The sequence below is a fragment of the Lysinibacillus sp. RC46 genome (genome assembly GCF_041262385.1).
Classification (GTDB): Bacteria; Bacillota; Bacilli; order Bacillales_A; family Planococcaceae; genus Lysinibacillus.
In genome coordinates, this window is the sequence record NZ_JBGCCF010000020.1 from 57,036 (window position 1) to 83,103 (window position 26,068).

A 26,068-nucleotide genomic window follows, 5' to 3' on the forward strand; every position below is an offset into this window, starting at 1 on the left:
AACTTTTTCTTTCGTTCAATTGAACCAAATTCTTCAACTGCTTCTTCAAATGTCATAGCCATATATTTATAAACTGTTTTTCGTGCTATTTCAACTGTTTAGCAATCTGTGATATTCGAAGTTTTTGTTCCCGTAACCGACGTATTTCTAGGTATAACATTAGCTTTTCCTATATTGGTTCAGCCCCTTGTAAAAGAGTAATTCTAGTTTACTAGAATTGGCTTTATCGGTGAAAAAGTGTTCAAATGAAATGAGCAAAATCTGTTGATTTTATTTTAGCGTTTATAATAGAACTATCAAAAAGATGGTTAGAACCGGCGAAATGACTTAAAACACCAGCAAAGTGCCGGGAAAAAACAAAGCAACAGCTTCACATTGTGCCTAACACCACCATACGATGTAGAACTACTATAAGAGAACTATTTAATATAAGGGTGTACGTTGATATACTTACATTAATTTATATTTTAGTTAAAATAATGGTCGCAACCAAAAGTTGCGGGTGACAGTTGTTAAAACGTATGCCATTTATCTTTCACTAGTAGAAGACTCCTATCTCTAAGGTGGTGAAGTGTGCGGATGCGGTCCCCTATCAGTGGGTGTCCTAACACCTACTAAATGACAGGCGAAATCAACCACACGTTATGGTGATGATGTAATAAATTGTTCGTAATTCATGTGTTGAAAGGGATGATCGATCGAAAATGCAAGCGACTGAAGTTGAATTGGGCTTACCGGCAAACAGCGTTCTGAATGATACATATAAAATAAAAGAAGTTATTGCTACTAGTAAATTGTCCTTTGTTTATATTGCAGAAAATACTCAAGAAGGGAATCAGCTAATTATTAAGGAGTTCTTTCCGAATGACATTGCTTTACGGGATTTGGATAATAAAACAGTCATTAATCGTTTGCCTTCAACAAAGCAGAAATTCGAGGATTTAAAAGCTATTTTTCTAAATGAAGCGTTAATTATGCAGCAAATAAATCATCGTAATATGGTCAAATATATTGACCACTTTGAAGAAAATGAGTCGATTTATATCATCATGGAGTATTATGAAGGAACGTTATTGGATCAATATTTAAAGGATTATCCTATTAATGATAGAGTTCATTTATACACTAATATTTTTCTCCCTCTTATTGATGCTTTATGCTATTTACATAAGAAAGGCATACTCCATCGTGACATTAAACCAAATAATATTTTGATTGATTCTGAAGGTAATCCATATTTACTAGATTTCGGTTCAGCGACTTTTTACAAAATAGATGAAAATTATCAAATATTTACTAGCCCAGGATATTCTCCTCTTGAGCAATATTCGACTATATCTGAGCAAGGTGTATATACAGATGTTTATAGTTTAGCAGCAACATTTTATTATTCTTTGACTGATGTTATTCCACCTGATATATCGCAGCGGTTGATAGAGGATAATATTAAGAATGTAAGAATATACAATAATAAGGTGAGTACTCTTTTATCTCAAACTATAATGTGGGGGCTGGCCGTGCAAGCGAAGAAGAGGTGCTCTTCATTAAAATATATGAAATTGGTCATTACTATTGAAGATATTGTCAATAGGATAATGAACCATTTTAAGGAAAATAATTCAAACTGACCAATAATTTAGGTAATGTGATTCTATGTTATCATTTTACAATTAAAGGTAGGTGCTTACGAAGCAGCTTATGGTGTAAAAAAAATACGCTATAAGCTGTTTTTTAATAAAAAAAAATGAATACATACACTTTATTCGTTAAAATATCATAAATTTCTCAATGCTTATTTTTTACCATGCACCCAATTAAATACATTTATTTTACAAAATATTCAAATGTAAATATTGACAATATAATTAGATGTTGTATAGTTACTTTGTGATACATATTGTCATCAGTGATGTAGAAGTAGGTGGTTAAGAATACAATTCTAACTGTATATTCTTTATCTTGCGTTACCATTTTATTACTTAATAGTCAATTTTTATTTAGTGCTCACTGATGATTATGCTTACTCGAAATTCGTTACAAAAGGGAGGGATGGCTGTATAATCATACGGCCGACTGAATGGAGATTATTAGTCAAACAAACAGAACCATGCTCTTTGAGGAAATTAATCCGGAAAAAATGGATTTAATTACGCTTGTTGGAGATGTAAAAGGAATTGACAGCCTTAGTGATGAAAAGATCAAAGAAATGAATGAATACCTTCTTGTCAAAAGCTTCGATGAATTTTTAGACAAGTTTTCTCCAACGGTTTATTCATTCTACAATGCTGCTAACCAAAAGGTTATGTATACATTAAAGAAACCAGAAGGAATTCAAGATGACTGTATTTCTGAAATAGCAATTGACCAAAATAATGATTTTTTGAAAATGCTCTTTACTCTAATTGATACGAAAAGAAGTCAGGGTATTGCGAATGTTGATTTTAAATTTGAAAATTTGCTAGATATGATCTCTCCTAAAAAGGTTATGGACGACATTCGACAAGTCAGAAAAGAAATCCATTACCTATACGGTGAATATGACAAATTAGATGACGGTGATCCAAAAAAATTGGATACAGGAGACAAGCTAAACTTGATGTTTGAAGTAGCAAGTAGAAATTACAACAATGTCATGGCGATGCTTCCTTTAGCAATTGAGGATATTAAAACAAGACTATTGTTAGGTGTTAATCAGGATGAAGATGAATCCGAAAAATTACAAATTGGGACACTTTCTATCGGTGATAATGGTGAATTAAAAATCATAGAGGCACCGCAAAATAATAGCTCAGAACTGATGGTTATTGAAGAAAATAGTAACTATGGTTTAAGCACAGTTTTTGAAGAGGATTATGAGGCGATTACAGAATCACCATCCTCCTATGTCAAAGATTTAGTCGTTAGAACTTTCTCTCCGTTACCAGCTGTGAAGGCAGAATTTGATGTAGAGACTGAAGTACAAAATTACAATACATACTTAGAATTCTATAAGGATGCTAAGGATGAATTTGTAAAAACTGTAAAGCCATTAATGGAAAAGCTATTGGGCGTAAAAATGTACTTCGACCAGTATGCAACTAAAAACAAAGGTATGCAGCCTTCGTTACTTGTAACGAACACAAAGTTAGATATGCTCGTTAAAAGTAATAATCTACCACGATTACGCACGTATTTAAATACAGTTAACTCGAAAAATGACTTTACAGATACGGTGTGGTATGGAATTGTTCCTGCTCTGGAACTAGAGGCATCTGGAAAAATGAAAGTAAGCAGAGCTAGATTTAAAGGGAACGATAAGGTTGCCAAGCAAGAAGGCAATACAATGGAATCGTTATCTATTCTTTTAGATACTGTGAAAGATTATAAAGTACAGATCTTCTTCAACTTCATGGCGGAAGAAGAAACGACTTTCAGTGGAATTGCTACTGCAGGTATTGATCGCCTAATCGATAAATGCTCAGTGCTTGTTCGAAAAGATTATAGTGAGTTTGCGATACCATGTTTACCGAACTTCACTATTATTCCTAAAGATAAATCAGGTGTAATCATTGATACAAGAATGCAGACAACAGAAAATGGAGCACGATTATCTAAAGAGAAAGAGGATATTTTAAAGCTTTGGATAGAGGGCGTCTATGTTGGTGCTAGCTATGTAGCAGCAGGAATCGTTTCAGCTTATCAATGTCCAGAATATTTGAAAGACTCATTCAGAAATGTTCAGAGAAATTATCCTGGTGTACGCTTCGATATCGAAGCGGGTGATAACTCACTTAAAGCCGTTACAACAATGGCAAAAGAAATCTCAGGATTTACTAATAATATTAAAGATGCTATTAACAGCAGAAGCTTTGGCTTTGTATTCTCTTCGGAAAATGCGCAGCTGCAAGATAAAGATATTAAACGTATTACTGTGTATAAAGCTAGAAGTCTAGCGATGGAAGAAGATGGATTTGATTCAATCTACAAAACACAAGTTAGTACGTATATTGAGAGAATTTTACGATTCCAATCAGGCGACTTTAAGCACGAAAATATCGTTCGATTCTTTAGTAATAATCCAAGTAGCCAAAAAAGCAAATGGCTTCAAGAAAAAGGCTATGTAAACTCCATTATTCACGATGGAGATGACATCGGCTACATTATCGATGAAAAAACAAGCACATGTCAGATTGACCTAGTGTTTAACGGTAATGTGAAGAATCTTGAAGTCATGATTACAAAGGCAAGTAGTGCTGTTAAGGCCTAACAAGTTTACACAGACAATCAAAAACTTTTTAACTTCTTTCAGCATATCTCTTTTGTACCGAAAGCGAAGCGGCAGGTACAGAAGTCTCCCACCTCTATAGGTGGTGAGATGAATGCGAATTTAAGCTACTTTTCAGCGAGTATCCAAACACTCGCTGAAAGAAGTTAAAGCCTCCGGCGGATGTCACGGAATCGGAAAGGAATTCTTTGTGCAAGCACAAAGCCGATTCCGGACGCAATTATGCCGAGGCATAATTGATGTAGTATGTTTAAGATTTACTCATAAATCTTTTAACATAAATAGAATCTTCCATAAATTTGCAAGGTGAAAACATTACATATTTCTTCATGTTTAATGTGTTTGCATTAGGCGTGGAGAAATGCATACAGCTAGTTATAAATTCACCTAAAGCAATTTATTGAGACGATTCAACAAATACTAGGAGGTACTAAAAATGGGTTTTGTATTAAAAGTAGAAGGATCAGAAGCAATTGAACTAGGGTTAGATAGCATTATGTCTGTTCAGTATGAAACAGACACTCCAGATGACTCTAACGCACGTTCTACAGATGTAGGAGCAACTTTAAAAATAAGAGGTAAAATCCTTACTGCAACTGATGGTGACAATTCTGATGATACGATGAAATTAGGATTGTGGTCATTAGTACCAGCTGAAAAAGCTGACTGTTACCGTAAAGTAACATTAGAAGTTATTTCTGCTGATCAAGTAGTAAGAAAAATTAATTTCCCAAATGCTTTTGTCGTTGACTATTCAGAAAAATATGGTGACACAGAAGGTATTGGTGAATTTTTCTTATTCATTAAGCAAAAGAAAGACAAAACAGACTTGGCGAAAATCGAAGGCGGCTACGCTGTCTAAGATTGTTGCTTGATAGACACTCCACATTATCTAAGGGACTTTCATAGTTCCTTAGATAATTTTGAATAATCCTAATACTGGGGATGAAAAACATGAAAACGCATTATGAAACTTTAGGTGTCAGTAGAGATGCTACACCAGAACAAATAAAACTCGCTTATCGAAAACTATCAAAAAAACATCATCCAGACGTGAGCGGTGGAAACAAAGAATCTGAAAAGATTTTTTTAGCAGTGACAGAGGCATACAAAGTACTGAAGGATCAAACTTCAAGAGAAGCATATGATGCTCAACTAGATGGGGCTGGTCAAAGTTGGAGTAATGGACAAACTTATGAAAAACAGTCTACACGCCAACAGTCTACTGAAAAAAAGCCAGATTTTAATATGAGCAATATTGAAAAAAACTTTGAGCACTTTTTTGGCTTTAATCCTAAAACGAAAGAAATGGGATCAACCCTTAACAAGAATGCAAAGAAGAATCCACTAGATACAACAGATTTATTTGAACGTTTTTTTAACAAGTAAAACGAAGCCATAGCTAGTATGAAGGAGTGTGATACCATGTATGGTCAAAATTCAATGGATGCATACACTGAAAACGCAAAGAAACAAATGATTATAAAAGTTATGGATATCATTATTGTCATAATCGCCTTCTTTTTCATTCTTTACGTATTTGTCATGAATCAGGAGTTTATGTTGAAAACAATTATTGGACTTATGTTGGTCATACTAGCAATTGTTTATGGCTCTGTTAAGTATGAAGCAAGAGATAAAAAAGATGATGTGACAAACAAAAAAATTCGAAAATTAGTTCTCCTCAATGATCGAGGAGCTGAAATAGATGAATGGGAGATAGATGACCAAACATCATTACTTATTGGGAAAAGTTCAGCTGACAATAAGGCAGATATCGATTTAAGCGGTACAGAATATGAATCGCTTATCAACTATGAACATGCCGTATTAAACAATGTTTCTGGAGTATGGTACATAGAGGATATTGATTCTGTAAATGGTGTTGGACTAAAAAAAGCTCATAAGCGCGTTAAAAATAGAATACAACACGAAAGCCCTTACCCAATCGGTAATGGAGACATGATATACATAGCAAATACGCGAATTTTAGTGAAATAGAGACAACTAAATTCGTAACATAGACGGGGGATAGCGAAAATGAGTTTGATTAGATGTACAAATGGTCACATGTTTAGTTCAAGAAGACATAGAAATGTTTGTCCATATTGCAATGTAATGGTGGAACAAGAGCAAAGACCAAGCAGTCAGCAAGTAGCTGTAGCTGAGGTAGATGATAAAACAATGCCATATCTCGGAGAAATGGATGGCATTGATCCGGTAACGGGATGGTTAGTTTGTATTGAAGGGCCACAAATGGGTCGAGACTATCGGATTTTATCGGAAAAAAACTTTATTGGTAGAGCCGAGGATATGCACATTCGTATTGTTGGAGATAATTCAATTTCTCAGCGTAACCATGCAGTCATTGTTTATGATCCTAAAAAAAGAAACTTTTATCTACTTCCAGGAGATGCATCAGGCTTAGCTTATCTTAATAATGAAGCGGTTTATACGCCAACAGAGCTTGCTGCGTATGATGTTATTCAGTTAGGCAGAAGTATGTTTCTTTTTATTCCCTTATGTGGTGTTCATTTTGAATGGGAAAACAACAACAGTGAGGAATGATGACAAATGGATCCGAAACTACTGCCTTACATAATTTCGCTTATTTTTATCGTTGTACTCGTTGCCTTATTAATCATTCGAAACATGCTTGCGCAACAAAATGAAAAAAACAAAATAGAAATCGGAAATGGACAAACAATTGGCAGACGTGATGAGCAAGATGATTATTTCTCAACAGCTGAAACGAATGATGGGACAATTGCTGTCCTGGCAGATGGTATCAGTGGTTTAGCAAATGGTAGGATGGCAAGCACGGTTGCTGTCAATACATTTATTGAAGAATTTAAAAAGCTTAGCGGTCTAAATACGCTAGAAAAATTTTTTAAGGAGGCAGCTTTTGCAAGTAATCATATGATTGTCGAAAATTTAAATGGCTCGAATGGTGGTACTACATTAGTGGCAGCCGTTATTGATGATAACGGATTTCTTCACTGGGGAGCCGTTGGAGATAGTGTCATAACCATTTTTCGAAACGGAGAATTTAAGGCAATCAATCAAAAGCATATTTTTGAATCAGTGTTAACTGAGCGATATATATCTGGTGAAATATCTCAGCTTGAGGTGCAGGAAAATCCTTTGAAAAAGAGACTTATCAATTATTTAGGGTATGAAGGCTTTAAAAATATGGATATAGGAAAAAGTCCGATTCCACTAAATAGAGGGGATAAGGTATGTCTATTTAGTGATGGAGTCTATGATACTTTAACAGAGGTTGAAATGGAAAAAATTCTCTCTCAGCAAGCTACTCCCTATGATATTGCTCAAGACATTATTAAAGCCGTTGAACATAAACGCTTAAAAAATCAAGATAATGCAACCATCGTTATTCTAGAAAAAACATGGTAATCATTTTACTTGTCGTCTTTAAATGAGTCAGTAAATAAGGAGGAGTAATCATGAGAAAGGAAAATAGCAACTTTAAAACAAGCTTTTTATCCGAAGCGGGCTCATTTTTGCAAAATAAAGATTACTTTGCCTATACAGAGCTGGACGATATAGCCTGCTGGGTAGCTATAAAAGGGTTAGATTCTGATCAGGAAATAAGTAGTGCAGAGCTTGCTGTAAAGGCAATTTTAGAAAAATTTATGGAAAAGCCATCTATGTCTAGAAGAAGCATTAAAAAATATTTGAAAAATGCGCAAGACATACTTCAAGCTCAAAGCTTAAGGGTGAGATTGAAAGCTAGTATTGTCATGGTTGTCTCAGATTACTCAAAGATGATTGTGGCAGTTGCCGGAAATTCGAGACTGTATCATTTCCGTAATGGTACTTTATCGTATAAAAGCACAGACCAAAGCTTAGCACAAGAGATCGTGAATAATAGGAATCGTTCGCTCGACATTAGCCAGCATGAGGAAAGAACCAATTTACTAAATTATCTTGGTAAACCAAAAGATTTTCAGCCTTTTGTTTCTAAGAAAATGAAGTTAATGGATGACGATGTACTAGTGCTTTGTACAGCCGGCTTTTGGGAAGATGTCAATGAAATTGAAATGGCAGATGCGTTGGAAGAAGCAAAAGAGCCTGAGCAATACATTGATTTATTAGAAGAGGTTTTGTTAAGTAGGCAAAAGAAAGTTGTTAATAATTACACAATTGCAGCTATATTTGCTAACAAGGTTTATCAGGAAACAAATAAGAAAAGAATGAAATACATCAAAATGATTGCAGCTGCATTAGTGCTAGCTTTGGTCGTAGGTGGAGGCACGATTTTTTATCAGGCAAAACAAGCTAAAAAAATGGCTGAATTAACCGTAGAGATGAAAGATCATGAAAAGAGCGGAAACCAGTATTTTCAAGATGGAACTTATGATAAGGCACTGCTGGAATATAGCGAGGGCAGGAATGCGGCTAAAAAATTGAAGGATCCAATACATAGAAATATACTAGCTAGAAAATTAAGAGTTACCGATCTGATTATTAGTGGAGATAAATCCGCGGAAGAAGGTAAATTTAACGATGCGCTTGAGTCATATGAAAAGGCTAAAAAAGAAGGAAAGCTTATTAAAGACTTTGGGAAAGGAGTAGTTGAACAAAGAATCGCCAATATGGATACTATTGTACAAATTGCTGAAGCTGTGAAAGATGGAGATTTCCGATTTGAGGCAGAGGATTACAATGGGGCTCTTGAAACGTATCAAAAGGCAAGAAAAAAAGCCCTGACAATTGCCTATACTGGGGAACCTGAAATAAAGACAAAAATAGAAGATACAGAGGCTAAAATTGCTGAATTAAAAAAGGCCCAGAAGGAATTAAAGGCTGAGGGCTTAGAAAAAAGCGGAGATCAGAGCTATGCACGCCAAGAGTTTGGGAAAGCGATTGAATATTATACACTTGCACAGGAAATTTATCAGGAAACAGAGCTACTGTCGAAGGTTTTAGGTCTTGAGCGAAAGGTTATGAATACCAATGATAAATTAAATCCTCCTCCTCAACCGCAAACTGCTGATAATGCAACACCGCCTACGAATGAAGGGACAGCTGCCAGTGAGCCATCTAATGCTGAAGTGATGAAAGAGGGAAAATAAATTGATGAAAGAGCTCATGATTGAACGGTTACGCAAAATAGAAGATTTAGAGCAACGTCAACTGCTAAAGGATATTGTCAGTGGCGTTTTTGTAAATTTAATCGATTATCAGGATGAAATGAACAAAAGGCTCGAGGAGCGCATATTCAACGAAATGGATGATGTTGAGAATAGGTTTGATATTTATGTGACGCTAAGTTCTAAGGAGGATGTTGACCCTATTCATGAATGCTTATTCCCGATGCGACCAGCTGATTTAGAAAGTAATTCAATCAGTATTAAAAAAATGCTTGAAGCGTTTAAAAACAATGGATCGGCAGAACTGTTCACATTATTTTTAGAATGTGATTCCATGCAAATTCAACAGTTACTTACGGAGCAGCGACTCTTTAGTGGAAAGCTAGAAACGACAGAAGGACAAGTAGAGATTAAGGTCAGTCTTACACAAAATACGGACTATTTACAAGAGATTAACAAGCTTTATCCGCTTTTCCAAATAAATGGCTTACCATGGAAAACAATTAATCATCCATTCGTCTATAAATTTTTTAATATCAATTTAGTAGATTGTCCACCTTTAAATGAGGATGCCGAAATTACAGAAATAATTGTTGACTTAGAGGAGTATGAGCAAGTAAAACGACTGAATATGGTTCCACTATGGAATATTGAACGTCATGAAGTCAAAAATGTCGGTTTTCCCATTCCTGCAATCGATAAGGTGAATTATGAACATGTCCTTTCCATACGTAAAATCGGCAACGAGCATGGCTATCTTGTTGAGGCCGAAGAGGATAATGTTCGTTACGTTAAACGTTCAGACAATGAATTAACAATTGTTTCACCCCGAGATAAGTCAGGGGTTTGGCAGTTAATAAAAATTGCAAAAATGGAAGATGAGAAAATCGGGAAATTAAATTACGAGCTTGTATCAAATAGAAGAATTGAGCATTTTATACACAAATTCGCTAACAAGTATACGGCTAATGTTAAAACGAAGGGCGAAATTACGCGTATGATTAATTCTTTCGAGGCTGCTGACAGCTTTGAACTTGTAGATGTCGAAATAGTGGACGCCTATTCTGGAACAAGCTTTACTCATTCTGCGAACACTTTCTTAACGGAAATGATAGGCGAAAATAATCATAAAAAAACGATGCTACTAAAGTTTAAGGCGAATGAGGAGAGAAACTTTATTGCAAACGATATTTTAAGCTTCCTCGTATCAGAAGTGCAACGGCATTTCTTTGAATATGAATGTGTAGGTGTTTGGCTATGAACTATATTTGGGATTTGCTCATTAAAGCTGAGGATGAAGGCCTTTCTAAAAAGGATATCTATTTTCATCTTGCCGAAACCTATTCACCTTATATGGAACTTAGTCCACAACTATTAAATGCACAGTATGTTGAACAGCACGTTGAAGTAAATCCATATTATCGCTATTACGGAATTTTTAATGGTCTCTTCCATCCAGATAATTTTGCGGATATTGAGTTTAGGAATTATCTTTTAGATACCGTATTGCATTTTTTAGCTGAAATTGATCGTATGCAGGGCATGAATAAACGAGAGTTCTATATTCGTTTTATCTTAAGAGAAATCGAGGCCGATGTATTTGGTAAATTAGTGCGTGACAATATTCATGCCTTTACGAAAAAGGAGCAAGAAATAGTTGCGCTCAACATGCTAAGACTGTACCGGACAGGTGAAGAAATTTACTTATTAAAGGATACGCTGAAAAGGCTTTTTAAAAATTGCATGATTTATGTGAAATCGGAGGACCAGGATGAGCTGCTTTTATACATTCGTCAAAAGCAGACAGAACAAAATCAGCAAAAGGTCCAGCTTGTACAAGAAATTTTTCTGCCAATAGGCTTTCATATGGAGGTTTATTGGCAATATCACTTTGGCATTATTGATGCAGAGGAAACAATGAAGCTAGATCGAATAGCTCTTTACTAAACAGAGCAGAGGAGGGATTCCAATGACAACTAAATATTCATATAAGCTGTATGCCAATAAGCGTAATACAGAAAAGAAATATATGACCTATACACGAGTAGAATTAATGGAAATGACAACCTTCCAGCTTAGAAATATTTGCTATAAGGAAAAGCTTGTAACTGGTCTAATTAATACACTGACAAGAGACGAGTTAATCGACAAGATTTTAAGATATCGTGGCTCTGAAGAAAACCCTCTTATTAGAGAAAAAAAAGATGGGGGCTTTGAACGAGTAGAAGCGGCCATGCAAGAGTATTTAAAAACACCGATGTCTGACAATGGTGACATTAAAATTCCTGCCAAAATGAGCTTATATAGCGGGATGAAGATCGATAAACCCGATCAGTATTTCGTGGAAACAGGCGGCTTTCTTGTTGAATCCAATGTACTACTAGTCAATGAGCAGCTGGATCTTTGCGGCATTCTTAATATCCTTAAAGACGACGAAGTCCCAAATCAATATTATTTCGCAGCGGATCAAGCGATAGGTATTCGGAAGACAAATAATAAAAACTACAGCTTTATTTTTTTAAGAAAGCAAGATTCCGAGTATATCTTTAAGACTTACTATCAGGAGACCCCACTTCCGCCAACAAATCTTCATTACTATAAGGTTCCAATACCAGATTTAGAGATTAAACAGCTGGAAACAACCAATGCCATTCTTGCCATTGATTTTGGAACAACAAATACAACAGCTGGTGTCTATTTAGAGAGTGATTATGTGTCCTCTCCTTGTAGTCATGATTTATTAAATAACAGAATTCAGCTAAATAGCATCAATTTTGTCCAATTTCCAGATCCACTTCATCAAAACGAATGGATTGAAGTAGTGCCGACGGTCATGACTGTAGCAGATTGCTCAAATGCAGATCAAGTAAGCTATCACTACGGCTATGAAGCGTTAAAAATGATGAAAAAAAATAGCTATACATCATTGGCTACGAAATTCCAAGGTATTAAACGCTGGGTTAGTAATTATGCCAAGTTGGAAGAGGTGATGGATGCCAACGGGAATACTGCACTTGTTCCACGGAGCCAAATTTTAAGAGAATTTATACTTTATATTATTCAAATGGCGGAGCACCAATTTAAATGTCGTTTCAAGCATTTACATATCTCCAGTCCCGTTAAGTTGAAAACACAATTTTTAGATATGTTTCGTGCGATTTTACCTGAATATCAAATTGAAACGGAGCATGCCCTCGATGAAGGGATGTCGGTTCTTTATAATACAATCGCCAATCAAATAGAAAATGATAGTTTTCTCGATGGCAAGGAATATAAAGCACTCGTAATCGATTGTGGTGGCGGAACAACAGACCTTTCTTCCTGTAAGTTTCGCATAGAGGACGGACATATTTCTTACAAAATTGATATTCATACTACCTATGAAAATGGAGATACGAATTTTGGTGGCAACAATATTACTTATCGTATTTTCCAATTTATGAAAATCGTCTTTGCAAACTATTATAGTCGAGGAAAAAGTGATTATGATATCGATGCATTAATTGACATTCCAGGTAAGGATATTTATCGCTATGTAGACGACCATGGCGTGGAAGCAGTGTACGAGCAATTCGAAAAAGCCTTTTTAGATGCCGAATATATTATCCCTACCCGTTTTAAGGAATATGAAAATCGAACACGTGATGAGTACCTCCGTGTCCGCAATAATTATTATTTCTTATGGGAAATGGCAGAAGAGATGAAGAAGGAATTTTTCCGCAAAACAGGTATATTAAGAAGTCGTTTTTATGCGGATAGCGATATGCAACACGATAGTGATTTAAATGTCACAGCAGTAGATCGCTGGTGCCTGTCGTTGGTAGAAAACAACCAATTTAAGGAAGTTTATGACTTCCCAAATGTCTTTTTCAACATTAAAGAAATCAATCATCTCATAAAGGCAGATATTTATGATATCGTACGAGAGTTTTTAGAGGAATTTTATGAGACTGGCATACTGAGTGACTATTCTATCATTAAATTAACGGGACAGTCCTGTAAAATAGACGCATTTCGTGAGGCTTTAAAGGAATTTGTACCAGGACGCAGCATTGAATTTAGACAAAAGGCTGAAAATATCGGGAAAGTTCCAGAGTTAAAGCTTGCTTGTTTAAGGGGAGCACTTCGTTATTTAAATGCCAAGAAAATCGGCATGATCGAAACAGAAGTGACGAATCATGCACCAGTTGTCCCTTATGCTGTCAGTGCCTTTACACATAATCGTCAGGAAAAATTACTGATTAGTAGCTTAGAAAGACTGAATCAAATTCACGGTACGATTTCTCGCCCATGGGGTGTAAAAGAGGTGGAGTTTTACTTATCGGGTAGTGACAATCACTCAACGTATAAATACACGTACTTTAATCGTCAGGAGGATTATGTGCCTGTTCTTTATGAGAATATCGCAATGCACTATCAAGATAAAATTCCGCAGGACGAGACGGACTCCATCACGAATGGGGAAGTGAAGTTCTTCGTCTTTGCAGGTGAAGATCATTGGGGCTTCCATGTAGTTCCAGTAGCAAGGAAAGACGAGCAGCTGTTTATCGGTAGCAAGGAATTCTTTGCCTTTGAAACCGATTTGTCTGAGCTAGATTTCTTTGATGGATTAAAGTAAAAGTGAAAAACAAGAAAAGAGGTGGGTGACAGCTTGTTTGCCAATCAATATCCACATTTTCATAAAGGCCGCATTTTAAAGAGAGAAATGCTAGAAAATTTGCGAGATTATCCAAGAGATTTTTTAGATTTATATTTCCAAGATTATTCTAATGGCATTATTTCCGGTGCCAGAATTATTGTAGCAGATACAAGCCTCATCATTACAAAAGGCATTATCAAGCATAATGGAAAGCTCTATATGCTGCATAGTAGCTATGAGCTTCCTTATGAGGCAACAGGAAGCGAAACGATTATAAAAGTACGTTTTGCTGAAGAAGTGAATGAATTAGATTTTAGAAACCATACGACAGAGATAGTCCTAGATGATTCGCTAGAGCTTGCACATAATGAGCTAGAGTTAGCGCGCTTTAAATTAAAATCGGGTGCCAAACTGCGTTCAGAGTATATTGATTTTCTTGATTTTGCTACTGAATACAATACGGTCAATTATCTTCACTGTCAGTATGCAGGTTTTCAAAAAAGCACATATCATCCAATCATTTTGCAATATTTTGCACGAGAGCTGTTAAAAAATCGACCAGCTAATCCGTATGATGTCGCTTTTGCTTTAGAGTGCTTAAATCAGGAGCGCGTTCAACGAGATGCAATCGATTTCTATATTTGCAATCGACTAGAGCTTGATTACCAAACATTTTCTAATAGTCAGATTCATAAATACTTGAACCGTATTTTATTGGAATCAAAACGTGGTGGTCGTATGACAGGGCACAGCCAAGGGCGACCAAAGCGCATGATTGTTGACTAGCTAATGGCCTGCTGATGAAAAACGTTCAAGAAATGGAAGGTGAATGGGTTGAAATTTTTAGATGAAAAAATTATTGCTCTTAGAAACGAAATGCGAGAGCAGGAACAACATGAATTAGCTCAAAAGGAAGCAGCTTTAAATGAGGAGCAAGCACCGCAGGACGAGCCTTTACAGGAAGAACAGTCTGAGCTAGATGCAATTGACCTTTACCAGGTTTTTGTCAATATAGATGATCAGGAAGTGCCGGTCATTGATCAGCATGTCATGGATGGAAAAATTTCGTTCCGAATGCCGAAGATATTTTCGATTATGCCAGCTGAGTTAGCTTCATTAAAATACCCTTCAGAACGAAGACCAAACATTATTTTTACGGATGAATCATCGACGATCAATCTAGCCTTCAACAAAACATCACATTCTTTACCTGATGAGGGGGTAGTAGAGTTTCAGGAAAACATGATTGAAGTTCTAGAGCAAGCTCAGCCTGCAGCAGAATGGTTTGATACAGATGTAATCAAAATAGATGATAAAACAGTTGGCTTTATCGAGGTCATTACACCTGCTATTGATGGTGAGATTTTTAATTTAATGTTTTTTATATCGATTGATGGGAAAGCACTTATCGGGACGTTCAATTGTATGGAGGAGGATACCGAGACTTGGCGTCCTATCGCAAGGGCAATAATGGAAACAATGCGATTTGCTCCTAACGGAAGGATAGGAGGGATAGTACGATGAGTGGATTAGTAACTGCCTATCATAATCTTCAAGTACTGCCATTTAAGCTAGTGAGCATTCAAGAGCTTACGCTCACAAAAAAAATGAACGAGCACGCGACATTACGCTTCACGGGTATCGTGCCTGAGGAAGTACGGGATCAGTATGTCGAAATGACAGAATCCTATTCAGCGATCAAAGTGAATCAACTCGATCATTTAGGTGCACCTACCCCATTATTTAAGGGGGTTATATTAGGTGTCAAAGTACATACAATTCGGGGAATTTACTACATCAAAGTCGAAGCTGCTTCCAACACCTACTTCCTCGATATTCAGAAGAAAAATCTCTCCTATCAAGATAAAGAGCTAACCTATTCGTCTCTATTCAAGCTCATGAGTCCATATTATCCTGGTCTCGATGTAATCGATGAGGCTACAAAGGGAGCGAAATTAGGCAAGTTTACCCTACAGTACCGAGAAACCGATTGGGAATTTTTAAAACGCCTTGCCTCCCGCTATAACACTGGACTAGTTCCAGCTGCTACCTTTGATAAGCCAAAGTTCCATTTTGGTATACCTGCTGGCAAAGCACAAGGAAAGCTAGAAGACTATCACTATACGACAAGAAAAAAACTAGCAGACTATCTTCTCTATACAGAGAACGGCAATCAAGGTATGGGGGAGCATGACTTTTTGTATTATGAAGTGGAAACCGATAAGGTACTTGCCATAGGAGACTACGTAACCTTCCATGAGAAAACAATCTACGTTTGTGAAGCCTATATGTCGATGAAGGATGGCTTACTAAAGCATCGTTATACACTTTCAACGAAGAATGGCATGAACAAAAGTGAAATATTTAACGATGAAATTTCGGGTGTCTCTATTGAAGGTAAAGTGTTAGAAGTTGCCAAGGATCATATTAAGGTCCATCTAAATATTGATGAAAAACAGGATAAAGGGAAGGCGCATTGGTTCCTTTATTCAACGCCTTATACAGCTGAAGGGCATAGTGGCTGGTATTGTATGCCTGAAATTAACGACTTTGTTCATGTGTATTTCCCCTCGCATCAAGAGGAAGAGGGAATTGCTAGCAGCTCGATTCGAAAAAATTTAAACAGCACCGCGACCAATAAACTAGATGATCCTTCGACGAAATATTATAGAACAGCCTTTGGCAAAGAAATTAAGATGAGCCCAACAGAAATTGTCATTACAGCAAAGGATAACGATGTTTTTATCCGTTTAAATGAAGCGAGCGGTATCGAAATTTTTAGTAAAAAGGAAATTAAGCTTATTTCCGAGGCAGATATTTCAGTCAATGCAAGCAAGAAAATTCTTATGTCTGCTGAGGAAGAAATTTCATTAAAATGCAAGGAAAGTAAAATAACGATGGATGGCAGTGTGCAAATTTTCGGGAAAGAAGTAAAGGCCAATTAGGAAGAAGGAGACACATATGCAAGCAGAAGGAGTTTTACAGCATTTTTATGAAACGGAAGTAGAGAAAAGACGGTTGACCCATCTCTTGGCATTAGAGGATTTTTTCCAAGCCTCAAAGGATGAGCTTGCTGAGGAGTTCAGAAAAGCCTTTCAAACGATTTGTCGTCAGCTACAGCAGCAACAATCCCTTCAACAGAAAGGACCAATTGGACATATCACGTTTTCCATGCTGCGCACAGAGTTACTGGAGGGACGTCATCACTATCTAGTAGAGGGGACAGATGAGGACTGGTTCTTTGACCTTCGACCTATTTTAACTACCTATGATGCAAGCTGGGCTCTAAACTTTTTAGAGCAATTCGTAGAAGAATTATATTTATACAGCAAAACATTCATGGGAGCCATTACCCAAGCGGATATTGAGCACATCAAGCTAAAGGAAGCAACTCATTTTCATCAATATGTTATTAGCCTCGCTAGATATGCATTGCCAGACATTATTAGATGTCCAGAATATTTAGCACTTGCTCGAGAGGCTGCTGTAGAAATTCGTATAGGTGAATTTATGGATGTCAATGAAGTTGTCTATAGTGAGGACTTCTCCTCGAAGGATATCGAAGAAATCAAAGCTTGGCTGGATCAAAAATTAGAGGATGAATATCCCTATGAAGTATTTAGCAAATTAAATCTAGCTGGTGGCAACTATGAGGACTTAGATATTCGATATGCCTTTTTCCAGAAAACGAATTTAGCACAGAGCCGAATGCGTAATTGCTTACTCATTGGCGCCAATCTTAGGAATAGTAAGCTAATGGACGCTGATTTAAGCTTCAGTACGATTCATGAGGCAAATTTTAGCAATAGTCAATTGCAAGGTGCTAACTTCCAACAAGCTCAGGGAGCAAGCGGACTAACTGATCGACAGAAGTGGGAAATGCCAGGCTATCTCCCAGTGAACTTTACTGGTGCTAATTTAGAGGGTACTGATTTTGAGCTAGCTAATTTACGAGGTGCTTGCTTTATCGGGGCTAACGTCAAGAATGCTCATTTTGAAGGAGCTAATTTAGAAAAAGCTGTGTTCTCGAAGGAAGCACGGGATCATCTGAAACTAGATCCATTCCAAACAGCGAGTGTCATTTGGAAATAGATGTTGTGAAAAAGGAGACTCAAAGATGAACTATTTTATTTTATCTCAGGATGAGCGTATCCCGAATGCTGTAGAACCAGTTGGACTATCAAAAATTATTAAAAAAGAACTATTAACAGTGGAAAAAATGGAGGAGCTAGAGGAGCTAGATCGTCAATTTCCTGTATTAGATAAAAGTGAAAATGACTATATCGATTTTATCGAAAAGCCAATTGCTCTTTTAGCTGATCCAGTAAAGCAGCTAGTAGAAAAATATGAGCCGCGCCTACCTTTTAAACCGGTTGTTCTCGTGGATATGCCAAAATTAAAACAGTCGTTATATTGGCTCTCCATTCCACCAAAAGTGGCCTGTCTCTCAGCACAAACCGAGTTCCATCTAGATGGAACGTTAAAAAAGCTCGTTATTGACGAGGTTTTAGCTGCACCTTATACCTTCTTTAAAATTGAGGGCATTAAAGAGGATTATATCATTGTCAATATTGAGCTAGCAGAAAGTATATTGCGCCGAGCATTTCGAGGTATTCGATTACGCAAAGTGCAAACGGAAGGCAAATGGAACGAGATCCATCATTTTTCGAGTGTGCGAAGTGAACTGACGTGAATGGACTTTTTTTATAGAAAGGGTGGTTTTCGATGGCAGATGAAATGCAGACAAAAGGCGATGAGCAGCGCAGTTATGTAGTTGCTGGTGCCAAATTATCGTGCTCACAGGGCGATCAAACAAGCATTTTAAAAATGCCTGTAAGCCATGGCGTTTATACAAAAAACAAGGCACAGATGAACACGATGGATTATAAACCCAATGTCAACATTCAGCCCTTCGGTTTATGTAAAACATTATCTAATCCTACAGTGGCAGCAGCAACAGCGGCTAATAATGGTGTCTTGAAACCGATGCCGTGTACACCAGTGGTCACGATGCCATGGATTAACGGAAAATCGGATCAGTTGATTGAGAATTTTCCCGCGCTTATCAATCAATCTACTAATATGTGCATATATTGCGGGACGATAAAGGTAGAAGATGATGGTCAAGAATAAGCCATCATCCCCTGAAGAAAGAAGGGAATTCATGTGAACACGTATGAGGAAGTGATTGGATACGGAGAGCTTGAGCTCGTTTCCCCCTATGAAGTTCAGACGTTGCATGATCTCAGCTTGACCCAAACGGTGAATGACCATGCAAGGTTATTAATTACGGGATTCATCCCAGAAGAGAAGAAAGATCGCTGTATGCAACTTGCCAGCAGTTCAGATCTGATAGAGCTCTATGAAAAGCGCAATGGACAGCGTGTGCGACCGCTTTTTAAAGGGCAAGTATCGGAAGTGGCAGTTCGTATGGTGAGAGGCGTATACCAAATTGAGTTAGAGGCAGTGTCATCTACATTTACCTTGGATTGTAAACGCAGAGCTCGCTCCTTCCAGCATGACAAGATGACGTATAATGCCATGCTCAAGCGAGTACTTGCTAATTATCCAGGCGCAGATGTTATTGACACTGCATCGAAGTCTACTCCTCTAAAGCAATTTATATTACAATATAGGGAGACAGACTGGCAATTTCTAAAGCGCATGGCCTCGCATTTTCGAACAGTGCTCGTACCAGCAGTAGATGCCGATAAGCCCAAGCTATGGTTTGGTCTACCAGAAGGTCGATTAGAAAAACTGTCAGCTATTAGCTATACAATCACCAAGGATCGCTCCAAGTATTTACATACGCTTCACAATGACATTGAGCGACCATTGGAGGAGCGGGATACAGTATCCTATGTAATCGAGTCTAAAAAAACATTGACACTCGGTGACCGTGTTCTACTCCAAAACAAGAGGCTAATTGTGGCCAAATCCATAGCACGCATGCAACAAGGTGTCCTTACATATGAATATCATTTACTGTCCGAGGCAGGCATTCGCCAAGAAAGACTAAACATTCCTTCACTGTCAGGCACAGCAATTGAGGGTAAGGTATTAGAGGTCAAAAAGGATCAAGTACGCCTGCACCTATCCATTGATGAGGCGCAAAAAAAGGAAGAAGCCACATGGTTTTCACTTGCTAGTCCTTATACAGCAGAGGGACATAGCGGCTTTTACAGCCCACCAGAGAAAGGTGATAGCGTTCATCTTGCCTTCCCGACACACCGGGAGGAAGCAGCCGTTGTCCGCCATAGTGTACGAAAGGGAGGCGACTCCAATCCAAAAACAGCCGATCCCAAAACATCCTATTGGGGTACGCCAAAAGGCAAGGACATCAAGCTAGACCCGCAATCTGTCACATTTACTGCAAAGGAAGGCGCCGTTTTCCTAAAGTTAGATCAGGGAAGCGGTGTAGAAGTACATACTAAGCATCCGCTTACCCTAAAAGCCAATGATACTATCACCTTTGCAGGGAAAAGCATTTCCATGAGTGCAACAGAATCCATGCATTTAACATGTGGCTCCAGCAGTCTCGTTCTTGACGGCAACACTGATATGCAAGGACAGGTTGTCACAATGGAAGGCTCGAACAAAGCGCCAGTGTCCGTGTCCAATGCATCAGAAGACGGAGCTGACCTTGAGTCTGCCCTAGACGTCATGGGCATGATCCCTCTTGGTGGGGGTGGTGCTTAATGGCGAAAAAGGGGAAAGGTACGAGTAAAGGTTTTTTTGGAGCGATATGCAGCCTCCTTGGTAGTATCCCTGCTGTTAAGAGTGCAAAAAAAGCAGCAGGAAAGGCCTTTAAAAAGCAAATCAAAAAGGCGAAAAATAAATTAAAATTAAAAAACCTCTTCAAAAAGCTTAAGAAGAACTTTAAGAAAAAGAGAGGAAAGGTTTTTACAAAGGCTAGGAAGCTCAAAAATAAGCTATCCAAGAGAAAATTGACCAAGAAGTTTAAAAAGGCTGTAAAAAAAGCAGTACTTGTACAGAAAAAAGCTGATAAAAGAGCGACTACAAAAGCCGGAAAGGCGTCAAAAGCTGCTGTCAAACAAGTCAAAAAGTATGAAAAAGCCCAAAATCTTAAACTAGTTTCTATGGGGTTAAATTGTATTCCTGTTTTTGGGAATATTAAAACTTTATATGAAATGGCCACTGGAAGAGATATGATTACCGGGCAGAAATTAGAAACCCCGCGATCAAAGTATATAAATTTAGAAAACTCTTGTCCTGTACCCCGGAATGAAGGTAAAACTAAAAAAGAAAAAGACCTTGAATTAATAGAGGAAATGATAAAAGAAACGAATAATGAGAGGAAGGAACTAGCCAATTTCTTTTTTGGAGATATTAAAACTATACTAAGTCCTCACTCAACCTGGGGAGAACGAGCTTATGCTACTTTGTTAACATTCTATAAACCTGCGAAAATAGCTGATTTAGTAAGTATAGTTGAGTTAGAAAATGATAAAGCAAAAAATATAGTAAGAGGTATTCCTAGGTTTGATTATGCCAAAAAAGAAGAAGAGAAAACAGGAGATAAGGGTACGGGTGATGATCTACTGTCTTCCAATGGAAAATTTAAGGATTCTAAGTTAGAATCAGATTATCAAAAGTATCTTGCTCGTAAAGCGAAGGAGGATAAGCCACCTCGAGGTCGCTCAGAATGGAAAAAGACCAGAGATTATTGGTTAAATGATTCACCAGTAGCAAGAGGTAACGCATTCAATAAAAAGTCAGTTGTTGAAGAATGGTATCCATGTAATGAAGTGCATTTGAGCAATGGAAAACGTTTAGATTCATATGATCCTATAAAAGGTGAGATCGTTTCAAGAAAAGCAACTGATTTAGAAAATATTGAATTATCCACCTTTGAGAGCTATTTAAAAGAAATGAAAGTGAAGTACGAGCCGGGTACGATAATTAGGACAGATAAATATGCCGATTTTATACCACCAATTGATGGACAACCACTTAAAGGGAAACAGATACTTGAGATTCCTGCTTCCAATAAGAACTTTTCAGGAATGCAAGAGTACATTGATTTGGCCAAAAATAAGTATGGAATTGAAATCAGGTTTAGGGAGGAGTAAACATGTTAGATAAAGATACTGAACACGCTTTTGCGAAGATCAAATTTATTGAAAGATATAAGAGTCTAGCCGCAAGATATCAATTTAATGTTAGTGAAAGTTTTGAGAATTATGAAAGTAACCGAGTAATAAATATTATTAATGAATTAGGGTACGAGGCTTCGTTTAATAAGAAGGAAAAATTCTTTAAGATTACAGAAATACATGATGAATATAAATTTCAATTTAATATCTCTTTGAAATATGGTGTAGCAGAATTTATATGGTCTGTATGGAAAAATTCTGAGCTTAAGATGGGTGGGACATGGGGAATATTAAAAGAACAACTGGATGGTCTGGAAAATGATAAAGTGAGGAAGCCAATATTCCGTAATTACGAAGAATTGAAAGAAATATTAGCTGATGCGTTTTTAATTTATGGTGATTTTAAACGAGAATATATGCACAAATGAACAATGATTGAGAGGTTTATATGATGGGAATTTCAATATATTACTCAGCAAGACGAAAGGAATTATTAACAGATGTCGAAAAAGATCTCATAAAGAAATTAATATCTGAGTATTCGGTTCAGCAGGAAATTGAGAAATTCAACATTACAGGAGAAGGATACAATTGGACGAGTTTTGAAGTATACGACCTTAAAGATTCGTCTGGAACAGAGATTGTTTTTGAAGGTTCTACACAGTTACCTGATAACATGAATGATGCTATTTGGGAAGGTGTTCAACATTGGTCTGCTTTACTGTCACAAATAAGATGTGCTGTTTTAAATGCTGAGTGGTATGTGGCGGTAGAAGATCATGTTCTCGAATGGGATGAGGAATACTTAGAATACGATTTATCTAAGTAGCGATGACTGACGATTTAGCCTATACCCAGTGTCGTATGAATGCACTGTTTAACCAATTACACATATAAACCCATGTAATACCCTTATGAAGCTTTCGTAAATATGGTTGTACGCACATCAGATGCTTTATTGTTATAACCCAAATAGCGGTGTTCCGTTACATTGAATAGGTTGATTATGGTCAGAAACCACCATGATTGACCTGTTTTTTGTTATCTTCGTTTCTTGTGGTTTTTTTCAAATTTATTCGCAACTGTAGATTACCCTACAGCGATAGTGAGGGTAAGAAAGATATGAGGTGTTAATAAAATGGGTGTAAGTGGCGGTCATAATGAAAAGGAATTTTATAACTATTTGGATGCCAATGGAATTCCGTATAAAGTGGAGAAAAAGGAACCACATCCTTCTGTCCCGGGTGTATACGATGTGTACTACAAGATAGGAAAACAAGAACGTGGCATATATACAAGTGAATTTAAAGCATCAACTCATAAAAAGACAGTTTACGATGAAAATGTGTTTACTGAAGAACAAATGTATAAATATTGTCAAGAGGCAATGGATAACGGTACTGAATATTTAACTAGAGGTGGGCAACAGGTAATACAAGGCACATCAAATGGATTAAAATTCGAAGGATGGAAAAATCCAACTACAGGAGAAGTAGAAAGTGTATACCCAGTATTGGAATGGAAAAATCATGGTGATTAGGAGGGGTATCATGTTAATAGACAAACAGCCAGTCATCCAAGATTTTTTTTCTTTTTTGAAGAGTGATTTACTAAATGTACTAGAGTGTTTATCCAAGAGAGAGCCGTGGCAAGATCATATGATGGGATATGAACTTCCAGAGCATTCTGAGGAGATTGAATTTAAAGAAGGCATAATGATATTCATTAACACAGCATCATATAACGATATCATTATGAACAGTTCTGATTTCTATGGTTGTTTGAAAGAAACGTGTATGGAATATGTTGGTGAAAATCAAGAACAGAAAATCCAAGTGTATGTACTTATGGACAAGATAAAGACTGTTTTAAATTTGTGAAAATTTCACACTGAGTTGATTAAACCTATCAACCTACCAAAAAACATGAAAAATATGGAGGTCTACTTGAAATAGACCCTGGAGAGCACCGGATTTTATGAATTTCAGTCAAAGAAATAGATGATCCAGATTTTAAGAGGGGAATCGTAACCTTTTAAACCTTGATTGGCTATATTGTCACTCTCGAGAAGAAGAACAGAATGGACCCAATGAACCCAATGAACCCAATGAACCCAATGAACCCAATGAACAATAATTGTTTGAGAATCGAGACTTCATGAAGGCAGAGCCATCAAGAAGTGCTATTTTAGCGCTAATGTAATAAGAGCGAGAATACGCGATATGACATATTACTTACAAGGGACCACTTATGGATGTCATAGGGACGAAACACACGAGATTAAACAAGCTAAAGGGTTTAAACGTTACACTTGCCATGTGGTAAAAAAGATGTCATACTGTCAATACTAAAATAACTTATAAAACTTGCAAATATTAATAAACTTAGAAAATTTATAAACTTAAAGCACTTGATTGTCTATAACAGGCGACAAGTGCTTTTTCATGTTTAAATACGTAAATTGAAAAGATTACGATTATTAATTAGTGTACTAAGTGTTAAATTTTAAACAAGTACGAAAATACAAGGGGAAGAACAGGCGATGGAAATAGAGGTTTCGATAGATAAGTTTGTTATAGATTATAAGGATGTACAATATTCGACATTTTTACGTGTTTATATGGTCGGAGTGCAGAAATATAAAGTGAAAATGAAGATTTATAGTGGAACATACAGCTATGAACTACACATGCGGAAAAGTGACGATGTATACATTCATCTATATTTTAAAAACTTTAGAGAAATAGAGGGACACTACCCTAAGGATTGAGACAATGCCAGAGCATTACTCACATTTCAGAGAAATACTAGAGATGATAGGAAAGCGGGCAAACCGAGTAGAATTTGTGAGCTGTGATGTAGCGTATGATATACAAACGGGGTTAGAAAATATAGTAGTGATACCGACAGATACACGGAGGAATATGACACACTTTGATACAACACGATATTTTGGTAGAAGATTATAAAGAAAGAGGCAAAGAGTATATACTACCAGGAGAAGGGATTTAAAAGGAGGAAAAGTTAGTGACAAGAGATGAGATTGCAAATTTATTAGATAGTATTTTAGATAAAGAATTAGGGGATTTAGATATTCCTTCGTTTAGTGATTGGTAAAAGATAGAGAAAAAGTATGGGTGTCAGTTACCAATGGAATTTAAATTTTTTATTGAATTAATGACTGAATATTCCTTTCCAGGGGACATTTTAAATGTTTCCAATGGTAAAACAAATGGAAATGACACTATTGAATTTACCTATGACTATGAAATGAAATTTGGAGGGTGGAAGAAGGAATTAATTCCATTTTATAGTGTAGGTAATGGAGACTACTTTTGTCTTCTCTCAAATGAATGCCCCAATACAGGAGTCTATTATTATTCACATGAAGAGAATAATATCGAAAAGGATGCTGATAACTTTGAAAAATGGTTAAATCAGTTGCCAGCTTTTTTGAGTTAATAGATAAAAAACCTTGATTAGCTAAAATGGCTTTTGAAGTGACCCCTAAAAGTTAGACACGGTTATTTCATTAGGCCAGCTTAGGTTAAATGAGTTCGGTTTTGCACCGGACTCGTTTTAATTTTGCCTTAATCCGTTTCGTATTATAGTAATTTATATATTTTTCTAATTCTATTTTAAAATGCTCTATACTTTCAAATTCCTTCATGTAAAGGAATTCAGATTTCATAAATCCAAAGTAATTCTCCATGACTGAGTTGTAGTAACAGTTCAAAATCAACTGAAAAACGGAGAAGTTAATATGTCTAGTTTGGAATCAATGATTCCTTCGAATATTCCAAATTCATTTTAACCAACCAATACTATTACTGATAGAGCAAAATATGAGTTCTCTCTTGCTGATGGACAAAAGGCTATTATTCGATGGTATTCACCGGACCCTATAGCAGCAAGCAAATATCCGGGATCAGCA

24 protein-coding genes and 2 pseudogenes are annotated in these 26,068 nt (G+C 36.7%); 25 read left to right on the forward strand and 1 reads right to left on the reverse strand.

Annotated elements, in window-relative coordinates; all coding sequences use genetic code 11:
- Window positions 1–704 precede the first annotated feature (704 nt).
- The 25 genes and pseudogenes from ABH966_RS17685 (at window position 705) to ABH966_RS17805 (ending at window position 25,596) form a co-directional block, all read left to right on the forward strand.
- Window positions 705–1,628 (forward strand): serine/threonine-protein kinase, encoded by a 924-nt coding sequence (locus tag ABH966_RS17685; protein ID WP_370080643.1) that lies wholly within the window; start codon window positions 705–707, stop codon window positions 1,626–1,628.
- A gap of 449 nt (window positions 1,629–2,077) precedes the next feature.
- The gene (locus tag ABH966_RS17690) at window positions 2,078–4,246 is read left to right on the forward strand and encodes a transcriptional regulator (protein WP_370080645.1); all 2,169 of its coding nucleotides are present in this window, start codon (window positions 2,078–2,080) and stop codon (window positions 4,244–4,246) included.
- A 454-nt stretch (window positions 4,247–4,700) separates the two neighbouring features.
- Window positions 4,701–5,126 (forward strand): membrane-associated protease 1, encoded by a 426-nt coding sequence (locus ABH966_RS17695; RefSeq protein ID WP_370080647.1) that lies wholly within the window; start codon window positions 4,701–4,703, stop codon window positions 5,124–5,126.
- 92 nt (window positions 5,127–5,218) lie between these two features.
- On the forward strand, window positions 5,219–5,653 hold the full coding sequence (locus ABH966_RS17700) for a J domain-containing protein (RefSeq protein ID WP_370080649.1): 435 nt from the start codon (window positions 5,219–5,221) through the stop codon (window positions 5,651–5,653).
- Between the two features lie 36 nt (window positions 5,654–5,689).
- A complete protein-coding gene (locus tag ABH966_RS17705) occupies window positions 5,690–6,265 on the forward strand; it encodes an FHA domain-containing protein (protein ID WP_370080651.1) in 576 nt (191 codons plus the stop codon).
- 39 nt (window positions 6,266–6,304) lie between these two features.
- Window positions 6,305–6,832, forward strand: coding sequence for an FHA domain-containing protein (locus ABH966_RS17710; RefSeq protein ID WP_370080653.1), 528 nt, complete (start codon window positions 6,305–6,307; stop codon window positions 6,830–6,832).
- A 6-nt stretch (window positions 6,833–6,838) separates the two neighbouring features.
- Entirely contained in the window at window positions 6,839–7,678 is an 840-nt protein-coding gene (locus ABH966_RS17715; RefSeq protein ID WP_370080655.1) for a PP2C family protein-serine/threonine phosphatase, read from the forward strand.
- A 50-nt stretch (window positions 7,679–7,728) separates the two neighbouring features.
- Window positions 7,729–9,360, forward strand: coding sequence for a serine/threonine protein phosphatase (locus tag ABH966_RS17720; RefSeq protein ID WP_370080657.1), 1,632 nt, complete (start codon window positions 7,729–7,731; stop codon window positions 9,358–9,360).
- A 4-nt stretch (window positions 9,361–9,364) separates the two neighbouring features.
- Window positions 9,365–10,639: a normocyte-binding protein gene (locus ABH966_RS17725; RefSeq protein WP_370080727.1), complete on the forward strand. Its 1,275-nt coding sequence runs from the start codon at window positions 9,365–9,367 to the stop codon at window positions 10,637–10,639.
- A complete protein-coding gene (locus ABH966_RS17730; RefSeq protein WP_370080659.1) occupies window positions 10,630–11,325 on the forward strand; it encodes an iron-dependent peroxidase in 696 nt (231 codons plus the stop codon). The genes ABH966_RS17725 and ABH966_RS17730 overlap by 10 nt, the downstream gene beginning before the upstream one ends.
- A gap of 22 nt (window positions 11,326–11,347) precedes the next feature.
- Window positions 11,348–13,996 (forward strand): molecular chaperone, encoded by a 2,649-nt coding sequence (locus tag ABH966_RS17735; protein ID WP_370080661.1) that lies wholly within the window; start codon window positions 11,348–11,350, stop codon window positions 13,994–13,996.
- Between the two features lie 33 nt (window positions 13,997–14,029).
- Window positions 14,030–14,803, forward strand: a complete 774-nt coding sequence (locus ABH966_RS17740) for a DNA and RNA helicase (protein ID WP_370080663.1) — start codon at window positions 14,030–14,032, stop codon at window positions 14,801–14,803.
- Between the two features lie 39 nt (window positions 14,804–14,842).
- Window positions 14,843–15,541, forward strand: coding sequence for a hypothetical protein (locus ABH966_RS17745; RefSeq protein WP_370080665.1), 699 nt, complete (start codon window positions 14,843–14,845; stop codon window positions 15,539–15,541).
- A complete protein-coding gene (locus tag ABH966_RS17750; RefSeq protein ID WP_370080667.1) occupies window positions 15,538–16,962 on the forward strand; it encodes a hypothetical protein in 1,425 nt (474 codons plus the stop codon). The genes ABH966_RS17745 and ABH966_RS17750 overlap by 4 nt, the downstream gene beginning before the upstream one ends.
- Window positions 16,963–16,978: 16 nt before the next feature.
- On the forward strand, window positions 16,979–18,109 hold the full coding sequence (locus ABH966_RS17755; protein WP_370080669.1) for a pentapeptide repeat-containing protein: 1,131 nt from the start codon (window positions 16,979–16,981) through the stop codon (window positions 18,107–18,109).
- A 25-nt stretch (window positions 18,110–18,134) separates the two neighbouring features.
- A complete protein-coding gene (locus ABH966_RS17760) occupies window positions 18,135–18,710 on the forward strand; it encodes a serine protease (RefSeq protein ID WP_370080671.1) in 576 nt (191 codons plus the stop codon).
- A 32-nt stretch (window positions 18,711–18,742) separates the two neighbouring features.
- Window positions 18,743–19,150: a DUF4280 domain-containing protein gene (locus ABH966_RS17765; protein ID WP_370080673.1), complete on the forward strand. Its 408-nt coding sequence runs from the start codon at window positions 18,743–18,745 to the stop codon at window positions 19,148–19,150.
- 117 nt (window positions 19,151–19,267) lie between these two features.
- Window positions 19,268–20,716, forward strand: a complete 1,449-nt coding sequence (locus ABH966_RS17770) for a contractile injection system protein, VgrG/Pvc8 family (RefSeq protein ID WP_370080675.1) — start codon at window positions 19,268–19,270, stop codon at window positions 20,714–20,716.
- Window positions 20,716–22,110, forward strand: coding sequence for a pre-toxin TG domain-containing protein (locus ABH966_RS17775; protein WP_370080677.1), 1,395 nt, complete (start codon window positions 20,716–20,718; stop codon window positions 22,108–22,110). The genes ABH966_RS17770 and ABH966_RS17775 overlap by 1 nt, the downstream gene beginning before the upstream one ends.
- A gap of 2 nt (window positions 22,111–22,112) precedes the next feature.
- Window positions 22,113–22,562: a hypothetical protein gene (locus ABH966_RS17780; protein ID WP_370080679.1), complete on the forward strand. Its 450-nt coding sequence runs from the start codon at window positions 22,113–22,115 to the stop codon at window positions 22,560–22,562.
- A gap of 23 nt (window positions 22,563–22,585) precedes the next feature.
- Complete coding sequence (locus tag ABH966_RS17785) at window positions 22,586–22,963, forward strand: hypothetical protein (protein WP_370080681.1); 378 nt, start codon at window positions 22,586–22,588, stop codon at window positions 22,961–22,963.
- Window positions 22,964–23,272: 309 nt separating this feature from the next.
- Entirely contained in the window at window positions 23,273–23,674 is a 402-nt protein-coding gene (locus ABH966_RS17790; protein ID WP_370080683.1) for a CdiA family toxin C-terminal domain-containing protein, read from the forward strand.
- A gap of 10 nt (window positions 23,675–23,684) precedes the next feature.
- Entirely contained in the window at window positions 23,685–24,014 is a 330-nt protein-coding gene (locus tag ABH966_RS17795; protein ID WP_370080685.1) for a hypothetical protein, read from the forward strand.
- A 662-nt stretch (window positions 24,015–24,676) separates the two neighbouring features.
- Window positions 24,677–24,904, forward strand: a complete 228-nt coding sequence (locus ABH966_RS17800; RefSeq protein WP_370080687.1) for a hypothetical protein — start codon at window positions 24,677–24,679, stop codon at window positions 24,902–24,904.
- A gap of 257 nt (window positions 24,905–25,161) precedes the next feature.
- A pseudogene (locus ABH966_RS17805) lies at window positions 25,162–25,596 on the forward strand (SMI1/KNR4 family protein).
- A gap of 80 nt (window positions 25,597–25,676) precedes the next feature.
- On the opposite strand, the pseudogene ABH966_RS17810 reads toward ABH966_RS17805, so the two are convergent.
- Window positions 25,677–25,867, reverse strand: a pseudogene (locus ABH966_RS17810) (IS3 family transposase); the annotation flags it as partial.
- Window positions 25,868–26,068 lie beyond the last annotated feature (201 nt).